This is a genomic window from Streptomyces sp. GESEQ-35 (assembly GCF_017948485.1).
Classification (GTDB): domain Bacteria; phylum Actinomycetota; class Actinomycetes; order Streptomycetales; family Streptomycetaceae; genus Streptomyces.
Map to the genome: position 1 here is coordinate 37,627 of NZ_JAFFSX010000007.1, position 14,056 is coordinate 51,682.

The 14,056-nt window shown below is 69.6% G+C and carries 15 protein-coding genes; 5 read left to right on the forward strand and 10 right to left on the reverse strand.

Annotated elements, in window-relative coordinates; all coding sequences use genetic code 11:
• Window positions 1–115: 115 nt before the first annotated feature.
• The 5 genes from fabF to fasR all read right to left on the reverse strand — a co-directional run bounded on the left by fabF (window position 116) and on the right by fasR (window position 5,062).
• Window positions 116–1,387: a beta-ketoacyl-ACP synthase II gene (gene fabF, locus KCH87_RS15710; RefSeq protein ID WP_210586706.1), complete on the reverse strand. Its 1,272-nt coding sequence runs from the start codon at window positions 1,385–1,387 to the stop codon at window positions 116–118.
• Window positions 1,388–1,471: 84 nt separating this feature from the next.
• Window positions 1,472–1,720 (reverse strand): acyl carrier protein, encoded by a 249-nt coding sequence (locus KCH87_RS15715; protein ID WP_030931809.1) that lies wholly within the window; start codon window positions 1,718–1,720, stop codon window positions 1,472–1,474.
• 76 nt (window positions 1,721–1,796) lie between these two features.
• Window positions 1,797–2,828: a ketoacyl-ACP synthase III gene (locus KCH87_RS15720; RefSeq protein ID WP_210586707.1), complete on the reverse strand. Its 1,032-nt coding sequence runs from the start codon at window positions 2,826–2,828 to the stop codon at window positions 1,797–1,799.
• A gap of 21 nt (window positions 2,829–2,849) precedes the next feature.
• A complete protein-coding gene (locus KCH87_RS15725; RefSeq protein ID WP_210586973.1) occupies window positions 2,850–3,767 on the reverse strand; it encodes an ACP S-malonyltransferase in 918 nt (305 codons plus the stop codon).
• A gap of 89 nt (window positions 3,768–3,856) precedes the next feature.
• Complete coding sequence (gene fasR / locus KCH87_RS15730; RefSeq protein ID WP_210586708.1) at window positions 3,857–5,062, reverse strand: fatty acid biosynthesis transcriptional regulator FasR; 1,206 nt, start codon at window positions 5,060–5,062, stop codon at window positions 3,857–3,859.
• A 171-nt stretch (window positions 5,063–5,233) separates the two neighbouring features.
• Between fasR and KCH87_RS15735 the strand changes: the two genes are divergently transcribed.
• Window positions 5,234–5,896: a pirin family protein gene (locus KCH87_RS15735; RefSeq protein ID WP_210586709.1), complete on the forward strand. Its 663-nt coding sequence runs from the start codon at window positions 5,234–5,236 to the stop codon at window positions 5,894–5,896.
• Between the two features lie 7 nt (window positions 5,897–5,903).
• Here KCH87_RS15735 and KCH87_RS15740 read toward each other — a convergent pair whose 3' ends face one another.
• Together KCH87_RS15740 and KCH87_RS15745 are read right to left on the reverse strand one after the other, a co-directional pair.
• Entirely contained in the window at window positions 5,904–6,722 is an 819-nt protein-coding gene (locus KCH87_RS15740; RefSeq protein WP_210586710.1) for a serine hydrolase, read from the reverse strand.
• 19 nt (window positions 6,723–6,741) lie between these two features.
• Entirely contained in the window at window positions 6,742–7,221 is a 480-nt protein-coding gene (locus KCH87_RS15745; RefSeq protein ID WP_210586711.1) for a GNAT family N-acetyltransferase, read from the reverse strand.
• 94 nt (window positions 7,222–7,315) lie between these two features.
• Between KCH87_RS15745 and KCH87_RS15750 the strand changes: the two genes are divergently transcribed.
• A complete protein-coding gene (locus KCH87_RS15750) occupies window positions 7,316–7,780 on the forward strand; it encodes a MerR family transcriptional regulator (RefSeq protein ID WP_210586712.1) in 465 nt (154 codons plus the stop codon).
• Complete coding sequence (locus KCH87_RS15755) at window positions 7,777–8,796, forward strand: aldo/keto reductase (RefSeq protein ID WP_210586713.1); 1,020 nt, start codon at window positions 7,777–7,779, stop codon at window positions 8,794–8,796. The genes KCH87_RS15750 and KCH87_RS15755 overlap by 4 nt, the downstream gene beginning before the upstream one ends.
• A gap of 82 nt (window positions 8,797–8,878) precedes the next feature.
• Here KCH87_RS15755 and KCH87_RS15760 read toward each other — a convergent pair whose 3' ends face one another.
• The 3 genes from KCH87_RS15760 to KCH87_RS15770 form a co-directional block, all read right to left on the reverse strand.
• Window positions 8,879–9,739 carry a DUF4429 domain-containing protein gene (locus KCH87_RS15760; protein WP_210586714.1) on the reverse strand — a complete coding sequence of 287 codons (861 nt, stop codon included), beginning with the start codon at window positions 9,737–9,739 and terminating at the stop codon, window positions 8,879–8,881.
• A gap of 58 nt (window positions 9,740–9,797) precedes the next feature.
• Complete coding sequence (locus tag KCH87_RS15765; protein ID WP_210586715.1) at window positions 9,798–11,015, reverse strand: alpha/beta hydrolase; 1,218 nt, start codon at window positions 11,013–11,015, stop codon at window positions 9,798–9,800.
• An 83-nt stretch (window positions 11,016–11,098) separates the two neighbouring features.
• Window positions 11,099–11,740 (reverse strand): TetR family transcriptional regulator, encoded by a 642-nt coding sequence (locus KCH87_RS15770; protein WP_210586716.1) that lies wholly within the window; start codon window positions 11,738–11,740, stop codon window positions 11,099–11,101.
• A gap of 113 nt (window positions 11,741–11,853) precedes the next feature.
• Here KCH87_RS15770 and KCH87_RS15775 point away from each other — a divergent pair, with 113 nt between their 5' ends.
• A complete protein-coding gene (locus KCH87_RS15775; protein WP_210586717.1) occupies window positions 11,854–13,473 on the forward strand; it encodes an MFS transporter in 1,620 nt (539 codons plus the stop codon).
• A 271-nt stretch (window positions 13,474–13,744) separates the two neighbouring features.
• Entirely contained in the window at window positions 13,745–14,047 is a 303-nt protein-coding gene (locus KCH87_RS15780) for a small hydrophobic protein (protein ID WP_210586718.1), read from the forward strand.
• Window positions 14,048–14,056: the final 9 nt, after the last annotated feature.

A 14,056-nucleotide genomic window follows, 5' to 3' on the forward strand; every position in this document is an offset into this window, starting at 1 on the left:
CGGGGAACTGCGCGATCAGCCCCCACCGACCGGCAGCCGGCCGACAACAGACACCCAAACGGCGATGGCCCGAACTCCAACACGGAGTCCGGGCCATTTTCGGCTAAGGCCGACTTCAAACCGTACGGAACGCCAAGACGACGTTGTGCCCGCCGAATCCGAACGAGTCGTTCAGGGCAGCGATGCGGCCCTCCACCGGCAGCTTGCGAGCCTCACCGCGCACGATGTCGGCCGCAGCCTCCGCCTCAGGGTCGAGGTTGTCGACGTTGATGGTCGGCGGAGCCACCCGGTGGTACAGCGCCAGCACGGTCGCAACCGTCTCGACACCACCGGCGCCACCGAGCAGATGACCGGTCATCGACTTGGTCGCGGACACCGCGATGTGGTCCGTGTCGTCGCCGAACACCTTCCGCAGCGCCTTCAGCTCGGCCACGTCACCGGCCGGCGTCGACGTGCCGTGCGCGTTGACGTGCATGACCTCCGCCGGGTTCAGATCGGTGTTGTCGAGCAGGTTCTGAAGGGCGTGCGAGATGCCGCGCCCCTCCGGCTCCGGCTGCACGATGTCGTGCGCGTCGGACGAGATGCCCTGTCCGACCGCCTCGGCGTACACCCGGGCACCGCGCTTCGCGGCGTGCTCGGCGGACTCCAGGACGACCACACCGGCGCCCTCGCCGAGGACGAACCCGTCGCGGGCCGTGTCGTAGGGACGGGACGCGCCCTGCGGGTCGTCGTTGTTCTTGGACATCGCCATCATGTTGCCGAACGCGGCGATGGGCAGCGGGTGGATCGCCGCCTCCGTACCACCCGCGACGACGACGTCGGCGCGGCCGGAGCGGATCATCTCGATGCCGTAGCCGATGGCCTCGGCGCCGGAGGCGCACGCGGAGACCGGCGTGTGCACGCCCGCACGAGCGCCCACGAGGAGACCCACGTTGGCGGACGGGCCGTTCGGCATCAGCATGGGGACGGTGTGCGGGGAGACGCGGCGGACGCCCTTCTCCCTGAGCACGTCGTACTGGTCGAGCAGCGTCGTCACGCCGCCGATGCCGGAGGCGATGACCGCGCCCAGCCGGTCGGGGTCGATGGCGCCGTCGTCACCGGCCTTGGCGGTGAAACCGGCGTCCGCCCAGGCCTCCTGGGCGGCGATCAGCGCGAACTGCGCCGAGCGGTCCAGGCGGCGGGCCTGCGGCCGTGGGATGACCTCGGACGGCTCCACGGCGACCGGGGCCGCGATACGGACGGCCTGTTCGGCCGCCCACTCCTGCTCCAGGGGCTTGACACCGGACTTGCCGGCGATCAGGCCCTCCCAAGTAGAGGCTACGTCGCCACCCAGCGGTGTGGTTGCGCCGATACCGGTGACGACCACGGTGCGATTGGTCGGGCTCACGGGAATTCTTTCTCCAACGGATCCGAGGATTCAGCGGCGCCACCGCCGGGTGGCGGGGCCATACAGCCGGGCCTAGAGGGTGGTTCAGGCCTGGTGCTTGAGGATGTAGTTGGTCGCGTCGCCGACCGTCTTGAGGTTCTTGACGTCCTCGTCCGGGATCTTGACGTCGAAGCGCTCTTCGGCGGCGACGACGACCTCGACCATGGACAGCGAGTCGACGTCCAGGTCGTCGGTGAAGGACTTGTCCAGCTGGACGTCCTCAACCGGGATGCCGGCGATCTCGTTCACGATGTCGGCGAGACCGGCGACGATCTCTTCTTGAGTGGCGGCCATGTCAGGCGCTCCTTCGTATGTATCCAGAGGGTGTGGCGGTGCTTCCCGTACCGGAGTGTGATCCGGCACGGAGTGCCTAGGGGAGGGTAACGACCGTGGCGGCGTACACAAGACCCGCCCCGAAGCCGATGACGAGCGCGGTGTCGCCGCTCTTCGCCTCGCCGGTCGCCAGAAGCCGCTCCATAGCGAGCGGAATCGAGGCGGCCGAGGTGTTGCCGGTGGTACGTACGTCACGCGCGACCGTGACGTGCTCCGGCAGTTTCAGCGTCTTCACCATCGAGTCGATGATCCGCTCGTTGGCCTGGTGGGGAATGAAGACGTCCAGGTCGTCCGGCGAAAGTCCGGAAGCGTCCAGCGCCTCCTTGGCGACCTTCGCCATCTCGAACACGGCCCAGCGGAACACCGCCTGGCCCTCCTGCGTGATCGCAGGGAACTTGACGTTGCCCTCGCTGTCGAGCGGGAGCTTGGAGACGTCGCCGATCCGGTACTCGTTCCACGGGACCGTCTGCTTGATCGTCTCGGACTTGTCGCCCTCCGAGCCCCAGACCGTCGGGCCGATGTGCGGCTCCTGCGAGGGGCCGACCACGACAGCGCCGGCACCGTCACCGAAGAGGAACGCGGTGGCGCGGTCCTCCAGGTCGGTCAGGTCGGACAGCCGCTCCACGCCGATGACGAGGACGTACTCCGCGGAACCCTCGACGATCATGCCCTTGGCGAGGGTGAGGCCGTAGCCGAAGCCCGCGCAGCCCGCCGAGATGTCGAAGGCGGCGGCCTTGGCCGTGCCGAGCTTGTCGGCGATCTCGGTGGCGACGGCCGGGGTCTGGCTGAAGTGCGAGACCGTCGAGACGACCACGGCACCGATCTGCTCGGCCGAGATCCCGGCGTCGGCGATCGCCTTGCCGGACGCCTCGATCGACATCGCGGCGACCGTCTCCTCGTCGGAGGCCCAGTGCCGCGTCTCGATGCCGGAGCGCGAACGGATCCACTCGTCGGACGAGTCGATCCTCTCGAGGATCACCTCGTTCGGCACGACCCGGGTGGGACGGTAACCGCCCACGCCGAGGATGCGCGCGTACGGGGCGCCCTTGCTGGGCTTGATCTTCGACATGTTCGTACGGCTCCTTAGGCGTCAGGCTTGGGCGTGCTCGGCGATGAGCTCGCGGGCCGCGTCGAGGTCGTCGGGGGTCTTCAGGGCCAGCGTCCTGACGCCGGGGAGCGCGCGCTTGGCGAGGCCGGTGAGCGTGCCGCCGGGGCAGACCTCAAGGAGGGCGGTGACGCCGAGTTCCTTGAAGGTCTCCATGCACAGGTCCCAGCGGACCGGGTTCGCGACCTGGCCGACGAGGCGGTCGAGGACCTCGGCGCCGGTCGCGACTGCCTGGCCGTCCTTGTTCGAAACGTACGTGATCGCCGGGTCGGCGGGCGTCAGGTCCGCGGCGGCCTTGGCCAGCACGTCGACCGCCGGGGCCATGTGCTGGGTGTGGAAGGCGCCGGCGACCTTCAGCGCGACGACCTTGCGGACACCCTCGGGCTTGTCCTCGGCGAGCGCGGCAAGCTGCTCCAGCGTGCCCGCGGCGACGATCTGGCCGGCGCCGTTCACGTTGGCCGGGGTCAGGCCCAGCTTCTCCAGGTGCGCGACCGACACCTCCGGGTCGCCGCCGAGCAGCGCCGACATTCCGGTCTCGGTGACCGCGGCGGCGGCGGCCATGGCCAGACCCCGCTTGCGTACGAGGGTCAGCGCGGCGGTGTCGTCCAGCACGCCCGCGAAGGAGGCGGCGGTGAACTCACCGACGCTGTGGCCCGCGACGGCGCCCGGCGCAAGGTCACCGAGTGCCTGCGCCGACAGGATCCCGGCCGCGACGAGCAGCGGCTGGGCCACGGCGGTGTCGCGGATCGCGTCCGCGTCGGCCTGTGTGCCGTAGTGGACGAGGTCCAGTCCGATGGCGTCCGACCAGACGGCGACGCGGTCCGCGGCACCGGGCAGATCGAGCCAGGGGGTCAGGAAGCCGGGCGTCTGGGCGCCTTGGCCGGGAGCGACGAGTACGAGCACTCTCACACTCTCTCTTGGGTACGGGCACGGCCGCCCGTGGGGACAGGGACGAAGAACGTGAAGGGGTTTTGTAGGGCCCCGACAAAAGGCTAGGACTGGAGATCTCCATCGGCCAGACGCCCCAGGATCAGCGCGATCCGCAACGTGAACGCCGACCGTACATCTGATGGCGACCAGCCGGTGACGTCAGTCACACGTCGCAGCCGGTAGCGCACGGTGTTGGGATGGACGAACAGCATGCGCGCGGCACCTTCGAGGCTACTCGCCTGCTCCAGATAGACGCTGAGCGTTTCCAGCAGCGCCGAGCCGGCCTCCTCCAGCGGTCTGTAGATCTCCTCCACCAGTTGCTCACGGGCCGAGGGGTCTCCGGCCATCGCGCGCTCCGGCAGCACATCGTCGGCCAGCACCGGCCGCGGGGCGTCCTGCCAGGCAGAACACGCCTTGAGCCCGGCCGCCGCGGCCTGCGCGGACCGGGTCGCGGCGAGCAGATCCGGTACGACGGGACCGGCCACGACGGGCCCGGCGGCGTACGGCCCGATCAGCGACTTGGCCACCGCGAGGGGGTTGTCGCTGCCGCCCGCGATCACCACCAGCCGGTCCCCGAGCACCCCGGTGAGCACCTGGAGCTTGGCGTGCCGGGCCGCCCGCCGGATCGCCTCCACGGTCAGCTCGCTGTCACCGTCGGGCGCCGTACCCAACACCACGCACACATGCTCGGGCGAGTTCCAGCCGAGGGCGGCGGCCCGTGACACGGCGCCCTCGTCGGCCTCCCCGCTGAGGACGGCGTTCACGACCAGCGACTCCAGCCGTGCGTCCCAGGCACCGCGTGCCTCGGCGGCCTGGGCGTAGACCTGGGCGGTGGCGAAGGCGATCTCACGGGCGTAGACGAGCAGCGCCTCGCGCAGCACGTTCTCGTCGCCGGGAGCGGCGACCTCGTCGATCGCGCTCTCCATGACCTCGATGGTGGTGCGCACCATCTCGACGGTCTGCCGCAGCGTGATGGCCCGGGTCAGCTCGCGCGGCGCCGTCCCGAAGACGTCCGTGGAGATGGCCTGCGGGGCGTCGGGATGCCGGAACCACTCGGTGAACGCGGCGATGCCCGCCTGCGCCACGAGCCCGATCCAGGAACGGTTCTCCGGGGGCATGGCCCGGTACCACGGCAGCGTCTCGTCCATGCGCGCGATGGCCTGCGCGGCAAGACTCCCCGACGACTTCTCCAGCCGCTTCAAGGTCGCGGGGTGGGGGTGGACGGCGGAGGCTGCGTCGGGGGACTTGCTGGTTTCGGGTTCGGGCACGGGACAAGACTGCCTTATCCGGACGTCGGTGCGTGCGGGCGGGGCTGTGCTTGATTGCTCGGTCGGCTGTGTTTGATTGCTCGGTCGCCTCCGGGGGCGCGCGGCCGACGCGTCGGACCAGTGGAGGTCGGTGGGCCCTTGCCGCCTGTTCGGCAGGGCTACGGTGGGGGCGTGATGGACGTAAGGCGTGCGATGGACCGCTACCTGGGAGGCGACCCGGCCGCCGGCATCGAGTCGTGGCACGCCTTCTCCTTCGGCCCGCACTACGACCCCGACAACCTCCGCTTCGGTGCGGTGATCGCCTGCAACGAAGAGCACCTCGCGCCCGGCGCCGGCTTCGACGAGCACCCGCACAGCCACACCGAGCTGGTGACCTGGGTCGTCGAGGGCGAGCTGACCCACCGGGACTCGCAGGGCCACGAGACGGTGATCCGTCCCGGCGACGTCCAGCGCCTCAGCTCGGCGGCGGGCGTCCGTCATGTCGAGCGCAACGACGGCACCGAGCCCCTCACGTTCGTGCAGCTGTGGCTGGCCCCGCTGGAGCCCGGCGGCGACCCCGCCTACGAGACCGTCCGCGGCATCGCCGACTCCACGCCGTACGCCGTCCCGGAGGCGGGCGCGATGCTGCATGTGCGCCGGCTCGCGGCGGGGGAGCGCACCGCGGTGCCGGACGCGCCGCTGGCCTACGTCCATGTGGTGCGCGGCACGGTCAGGCTCGGCCCGCATGATCTGGGGCCGGGTGACGCGGTGCGCGCGACCGCCGAGCAGGACCTCGAACTCCTCGCCGTGTCCGCACCGGCCGAGGTGCTGGTGTGGGAACTGCCCAAGAAGTAGGCGGAGTTCAGCGGAGGTCGGCGAGCACGGCGTCCGTGAACACCGGCCACACCTCGACCGCCCACGGCCCGAACGCCCGGTCCGTCAGCGCGACACACGCCAGCCGGGCATCCGGGTCGATCCAGAGGAACGTACCGGACTGCCCGAAGTGCCCGAAGGTGCGCGGTGACGACGAAGACCCCGTCCAGTGGGGCGACTTGGAGTCCCGGATCTCGAAGCCGAGCCCCCAGTCGTTGGGGCTCTGGTGTCCGTATCCCGGCAGGACGCCCTTCGTTCCCGGGTACTGGACGGTCATGGCCGCCGCGACCGTACGGGGATCGAGGAGCCGCGGCGCCTGCACCTCGGCCGCGAACCGCACGAGGTCGTCGACGGTCGAGACGCCGTCCTTCGCGGGCGATCCCTCCAGCGAGGTCGACGTCATCCCCAACGGCTCCAGCACCGCCTGCCGCAGATACTCGCCGAAGGGGATCTCCGTGGCCTTCGCGATGTGGTCGCCGAGCTGCTCGAACCCCGCGTTGGAGTACAGCCGCCGCTCGCCGGGCGCGGAGGTGACCCGGTGTTCGTCGAAGGCCAGCCCCGAGGTGTGGGCGAGGAGGTGACGCACGGTCGAGCCGGGCGGGCCCGCCGGTTCGTCGAGCTCGATCGCCCCCTCCTCGTACGCGACGAGAGCGGCGTACGCGGCCAGCGGCTTGGTGACCGAGGCGAGCGCGAACCGCCGGCCGGCCGGTCCGTGGGACCCGAGGACGGTGCCGTCCGCTCGTACGACGGCCGCCGCGGCGGCGGAAACCGGCCAGTTCTCGATCAACGCGAGGCTCTTCAAGGACATGCCGTCGAGCCTAAGGGCCTCAGAGCAGCAGCCGCATGGAGGGGTCGCTGTCCCTGGTGAAGCCCAGCGACGCGTACAGCGGCTCGGCGTCGGGAGAGGCGTTGAGGAGGACGTGCCCGGCACCCCGCTCCCGCAGCCACACCAGCAGCTCCTCCATGCAGGCGCGCGCGTACCCGCGGCGCCGGACGTCCGGGTCCGTCGCGACGCTGAAGACCTGTCCGACGAGCCCGTGCGGATTGCCGGTCCGTCCGATCCGGTAGTCCACCGTCCCGGCCGCCAGCGCGGCCAGCGCACCCGGTCGCTCCGGATGCCCGGCGACGAAGGCGGCGAAGTCACCGTCCGGGTCGGCGAGCCGGGCCCGAAGGGTGGGCAGGGACTCGGTATGCCAGTCGGTGACTCCCTTGGCGGACTTTCCGGAGGAGACGGAGTCGATCATGACCTGACGCAGACGGAGCACTTCCTCCGCGTCCTCGGCTGTGGCACGGCGTACGAGACTCATGGCCCGCACGCTAGTCACACCAGCCCGCCCAGTCTTGCCCATTTCTCACGGTCCGCTTGCCTGGAGTGCACTCGAAGGCCATAGCGTTGAGGTCATGACGGTGATGGACACCACGAGTACCAGGACCGACACCTGCGCGGGGCCGCCGCATGTCGATCGGCGGCCGGACGGTCAGGACAGCTACACGATCAGCGAGGTCGCCGCGTTCACCGGACTGACCGCACACACTCTGCGTTGGTACGAGCGGATCGGCCTGATGCCGCACATCGACCGCTCGCACACCGGCCAGCGCCGCTACAGCAACCGCGACCTGGACTGGCTCGACCTCGTCGGCAAGCTCCGGCTCACCGGTATGCCGGTTGCCGACATGGTGCGGTACGCCGAGCTGGTGCGCGAGGGCGACGACACCTACGGCGAACGGTACGAACTCCTTGAGGCGACCCGCCGGGACGTACGCGCCCGGATCGCGGAACTCCAGGACACCCTTTCCGTACTCGACCGGAAGATCAACTTCTATGCGGACGCCGGGCGTGCCCTGGCGTCGGAGAGGCCCCGATGACCGACGGCACCAGGATCGCGACGACCCGCCTCGGCGAGCACGGCCCCGAGGTCGGCGTCCAGGGCCTCGGCTGTATGGGCATGAGTTTCGGCTACGGCCCGTCGGACGCGAAGGAGTCCAGGGCCACCCTGGCGCGGGCGCTGGAACTGGGCGTCACGCTGTACGACACGGCGGACGCGTATGGCGCCGGGGCGAACGAGAAGTTCCTGTCGCCGTTCTTCAAGGAGCACCGCGACGAGATCGTCATCGCGACCAAGTTCGGCCTGGCGATCCATCCGGACGATCCGACGAAGCGGATCATCCGCAACGACACGCCGTACATCCGCCAGTGCGTCGAGGCGAGCCTGAAGCGTCTGGACGTCGACGTCATCGACCTCTACTACATGCACCGCCGGGACGTGAACGTCCCCATCGAGGAGACCGTCGGCGTCATGGCCGAACTGGTCCGCGAGGGCAAGGTCAAGCACCTGGGCCTGAGCGAGGTGACAGCGGGCGAGATGCGCACCGCACACGCCGTACACCCCATCGCGGCGGTGCAGTCCGAGTGGTCGCTGTTCAGCCGCGACATCGAGGCGAACGTGGTCCCCGCCGTCCGCGAACTGGGCGTCACGCTCGTGCCGTACTCACCGCTTGGCCGGGGCTTCCTCACCGGCTCCTTCGCCGCCGCCGACAAGGACCTCACGGCCGACGACTTCCGCCGCCAGCAGCCCCGCTTCAACGGCGACAACGCGGCGGCCAACGCCGCCCTCCTGGACCCGATCCGCACGGTCGCCCGCTCCCACGGCGCCTCCCTCGGCCAGATCGCCCTGGCCTGGGCCCAGCAGCAGGCGGCGACGCACGGCCTCCCCGTCGTCCCCATCCCGGGCACCCGCAAGCCGAGCCGGGTCGAGGAGAACACGGCGGCCACCCGGCTCGTACTGGGCGAGCAGGACATGGCGCTGCTGGAGCCGATCGCCGGCAAGGTGGCAGGCGACCGGTACAAGGACATGGCGTTCACTTCTGCAGGACGGGAGTGAGACGCGCCCCAAAGGGGCGCGGGGAACTGCGCGAGCAACCCACCACAACCCGCGCCCGACCACCGGTGGTACCTGGCAGACGCTAAAGCTCCGCCAACAACTCCGCCTTCTTGGAAGAGAACTCCTCATCCGTCACCAGCCCAGCCTGATGCAGCTCCCCAAGATGACGGATCCGCTCGGCAATATCCGCAGGATCCCGGCGCGGCGCAGCCGCAGCCGGGACAGCGGGCCCCACGGAGTGCTCCCGCACAGCCGCAAGCACCGCCGCCGCGAACGGCAACGACTCATGCACAGGCCCATACCCCAACCCGAACACCACAGCCCCGGGATCCTGATCAACCTGCACAGCCGGCGCAGCCACCTCGCGTCGCACCAGCCGCAGATACCCCTCGAACACCTCGGGTGACCGCCACTCGACCCCACTGAGGTCGGCGACGGCGAACGTCTGATCCCCGGCCTTCCACTTCGCGGACGACGCCCCCGTCCAGAACCACCGGAAGGACACGGCCCGCCCGTCGAAGGACGCCTTCGCGTCGTACGCCTTGAAGGCCCGCGGAGCTTCCGGCGCGGGCACCAGATACCGTTCCGACGGCCCGCTCTCGGTCAGCACGGCCCGCAGTTCGTCGGCGTAGTACTCGGCCAGCGTCTCCTTGTCGGCCGGCAACACCAGCCGATAGGGATCGCTGCCGTCCTTGAGCTGCCCGGCGGCCGCCTCCATCAGCGGATCCGCCCCCGGCCGCGGCTCGGCCCGCAGGATCACGGTCCCGCGCTTGCCGTGCGTGAGCGTCACCTCTTGCAGAGCCGCCAACGGCACCCGGCGCTCCCCGAGCACCTGGAACAGCTTGGGTGTTCGAATCCCCCGTTCGTAACGGATGAGCACGGAGTCGGACTCGAACTCCCAGGCGGCATGAAATCCGGCCAGCACGTCACCCATGCGGCTCATCGTATGCGGCACGAGCTTCTTCGTCCCCTCCCCGCGCAAACCGCAGTTTCTTGCGTCTCTACGCGCGTCCGGCCATGGTCGTGTCGGACAAACCCGCCCGACAGGCTTTGTCATCGTCAGCGCAGTGCACCGAGTGGTACGCGCCAATGCCGATCTCGGCGAAGTTCAGCAGACTCTCCGTACCCGGCTCGAAATACCCGCTGTGTCCCTGCGCATCCCGGGCCGCCAGCACCCGCGCCCCGAACGCGCGGGACATCGGGTCGGCACCGTGGCCCAGGCCCCCGAGCTCGAGATTCGGGACGTCCTCGATCCAGTCGTCGGCGTCCCGCATCGCCCACACATGCGCGGAGGTGCGCAGATGGGACGCCTTGGCGACCCGCATGCCGGGGCTGCCGGCCACGGCTATGTCGGCCACCCGGCCGGGCAGCGTGCGCGCGGCGATCCCGCACACCACGGAGCCGTAGCTGTGGCAGAACAGTGAGACGTCCGAGTCCCCGGGCAGCCCCCGCACCAGCGCATTCAGTCGTACGGCGCCCTCCACGGCCCGCGTCGCGGTGGCCGAGTCGATGCCGAGACCGGCGGGCGCGGTGTAGTCGGCCCAGGCGATCACGGCCGTACGGGTCGAAGGGCTCGCCTTGCGCTCGGCCGTGTAGAGGGATTCGGCCATGCCGGCGGTCGCCGTGTACTTGCGGGCCGTCTTCTGGAAGCTGAGCAGGTCTGTGTCTACCCCGGGCACGACAACGGAGACGCGCTCGGCCTTGTTCAGGTTGCCGAAGACCTCGGCGACCCGTCCGGACCCCGCGGGGTCGAAGGCGAGGAACGCGCGGTCGGTCCCCATCATCGACTCGAGCCGGTGCATACGCCGGCCCGCATCCTGCTGCCCGTCGAGCGTGAGGCGGTCGTCGTGCATGCGTTTTCGCTCGACCTTGCGTGCCTGGTCGATGGCGATCCGGTTGGCCTGATAGCGCAGCTCGACGGGGGCGCCGTTCATGTTGCCGACCGCGAGGGGGTAGCGCTGCGCGAGGTCGATGCGCTGCGCCGTGGTGAGCGAGGCGAAGAACCGGGCCAGCAGAGCGGGGCCGGCGTCCGGGTCGGGCAGCAGCTGACCGTTGATACGGCCGTGCTCCCATGCGCTGACCGAGGACTGGAGCGGGGTGGACGTCCGGTGGTGGCGCATGGCGGTCCAGCCCGATGTCGCCAGCATCACGAACACCACGGCCAGCGCGAGCAGTGCGCGCCAGACGTTCAGTTGGGGGGACGTATCGAAGGAAGTCACTGGGAGGACACACTAGGAGAACGAGACGGTCTCGCGTTAACCAAGTGACGGGTATCACGTTTGAGGGTTACGTGACGATGACCTCACTTCGTTCGCCAGTTCCCCGTGAGTGCCGGTCCCACCTGCTCCAGATATGTGGAGGCCAGCTCACGCATCGCCGGCAGGCTGAAGTCGTCCCCCTCGGACCACTTCCGCTCCGCGACCCGTATGACCGAGCCGAACGCCGCCACGACGATGCGCGGCCGCGGATCGGCGTCCATGTCGAGTCCCTCGCGCTCGGCGATGATGCGAGCGATCTCCTCCTCCAGCTCCGCCGAACGCCGCAGATGGGCCGCGAGCAGCGCGGGCGTCGACTCGATCACCCGGTAGATGCGCATATGGAGTTCGAGCGGCACGACCTCCTTGATGGCTTCGCCGATGGTGTCCCAGCTCTCCAGGACGGCCCGGCGCAGTGCCTCCAGCGGTGCCTCCTCGGGCGGGCGGGTGCGGACGGCCTCGACGAAGTGCGACTCGGCGAGGCGTGCCGCGAAGAACGCGACCTCCTCCTTGCTCGTGAAGTAACGGAAGAAGGTGCGCTGCGAGACCTCGACGGCCTCGGCGATGTCGTCGACGGTCGTCTGCTCGTACCCGCGCGTGGTGAACAGTTCGAGGGCGGCGCGCAGGAGCGCGTCCCGGGTGCGCTGCTTCTTGCGCTCGCGCAGGCCGGACGGAGGTGCGGTCACCATCAGCCTCTCCTCCGAATTGTTTCCCCAGTTCAAGCTGTTTACGAGTGACGTGACAGTTACCGACTTGTGAATTGGTTTGTCAACTGTCAGTTGCTGTCATTAGCCTCGAACGCATGACTAGTCAGACCACCATCGACAAGACGGGGCCGGGGGACAAGGCACCATCAGCCCCGTCGGACGCGGCGCCCGCCAAGGGACTGCGCGGCCACCCGTGGTTCACCCTCATAACCGTCGCCGTCGGCGTCATGATGGTGGCCCTCGACGGCACCATTGTCGCCATCGCAAACCCGGCCATCCAGCAGGACCTCGGCGCCACCTTCGCCCAGGTCCAGTGGATCACCAACGGCTACTTCCTCGCCCTCGCGGTCTGCCTGATCACCGCGGGCAAGCTCGGTGACCGCTTCGGCCACCGCCAGACCTTCCTCATCGGCGTCGTCGGCTTCGCCGCCGCTTCCGGGGCCATCGGCCTGTCGAGCAGCATCGGGCTCGTCGTTGCCTTCCGTGTCCTACAGGGTCTGTTCGGGGCGCTGCTGATGCCGGCCGCGCTCGGCCTGCTGCGCGCCACCTTCCCCGCCGAGAAGCTGAACATGGCCATCGGCATCTGGGGCATGGTCATCGGTGCCTCCACCGCCGGCGGCCCGATCCTGGGCGGTGTGCTGGTCGAGCACGTCAACTGGCAGTCGGTGTTCTTCATCAATGTGCCGGTCGGCATCCTCGCCGTGGTCCTCGGCGTCCTGATCCTCCTGGACCACCGCGCCCAGAACGCCCCGCGCTCCTTCGACATCCTGGGCATCGTCCTGCTGTCGGGCGCCATGTTCTGCCTGGTGTGGGCCCTCATCAAGGCCCCGAGCTGGGGCTGGGGCGCCGGCATGACGTGGACGTTCATCGCCGTGTCCGTGGTGGGCTTCGCCCTCTTCGCCTTCTGGGAGACGCGCGTCAAGGAACCGCTGATCCCGCTGGCCCTGTTCCGCTCGGTCCCGCTGTCGGCGGGCGTCGTCCTCATGGTCCTGATGGCCATCGCCTTCATGGGCGGCCTGTTCTTCGTCACCTTCTATCTCCAGAACGTGCACGGCATGAGCCCGATCGACGCCGGTCTGCACCTGCTGCCGCTCACCGGCATGATGATCGTCGGCTCCCCGCTCGCGGGCGCGATGATCACCAAGCTCGGCCCGCGCATTCCGCTGGCCGGCGGCATGGTGTCCGTGGCGATCGCCATGTTCGGGATGTCCACGCTGGAGACGGACACCGGCAGCGGCATCATGTCGCTCTGGTTCGCCCTGCTCGGCTTCGGTCTCGCGCCCGTGATGGTCGGCGCCACCGAGGTCATCGTCGGCAACGCCCCGATGGAACTGTCCGGCGTCGCCGGCGGCCTCCAGCAGGCCGCGATGCAGATCGGCGGCAGCCTCGGTACGGCCGTGCTGGGCGCCGTGATGGCCTCCAAGGTCGACAGCGACCTCGCCGGCAACTGGGCGGACGCGGGCCTTCCGCAGCTCACGCCGGAGCAGCAGGCCCAGGCCTCCGAGGCGGTCCAGGTCGGCGTGGCACCGGTGGCCAAGGGCACGCCGGCGGAGATCGCCGCGAAGATCACGGACGTGGCCCATGACACCTTCATCTCCGGCATGAGCCTGGCGTCGCTGGTGGCGGCGGGCGTGGCGGCGGTGGCCGTCCTGGTCGCGTTCCTCACGAAGCGAGGCGAGAACGCGGAGGCGGGAGCAGGAGCCGCCCACATCTAGGCGCCCAACGCAGGGGATTCCACAGTGATTTCGCCTATCAGGGTGACAACGCTAAAGATTCCTCGCCTCCGGTGCGCGCCGCGGTTCACAGTGGTCGAGCCCCATCCGTACGGCATGTTCCAGAGGCAACTCCGTACGACGAGAAGGGCAACCGGGACTGCGGCGCGCTGCCGGAGGGGGGTGGCGCGCCGACAGCCCGCAGGATTAGTCACGGCATCCGGGGTACTCGCCTCGTCGACACGAATCGACCGACAGGCCCCGGGAGTTGAAGATGGCGGGCTTCGGACACGGAACGCGCAGGTACCCCCGCTCACGTAGCCGGACGAGGTCACGGACCGGGCCGGATCGCGCAACACTCGGCATCATCGGTGTCATCTGCGCCGTAGTCGGCTTCTTCACCCTGGGCATCATCCTCGGTCCGGCGGCCATGGTGTGCGGCTGGCTGGCCATGGGCCGCACCTGGTCACGCTCGCGCCCCGTACCGGCCCTGATCGCCCTGGTCCTGGGCGCGGTGGACACGCTCCTGGCCATCATCTGGCTGGCAGGCACAACCCCGGGCAACGGCTTGCTGTAATGGCTCTCC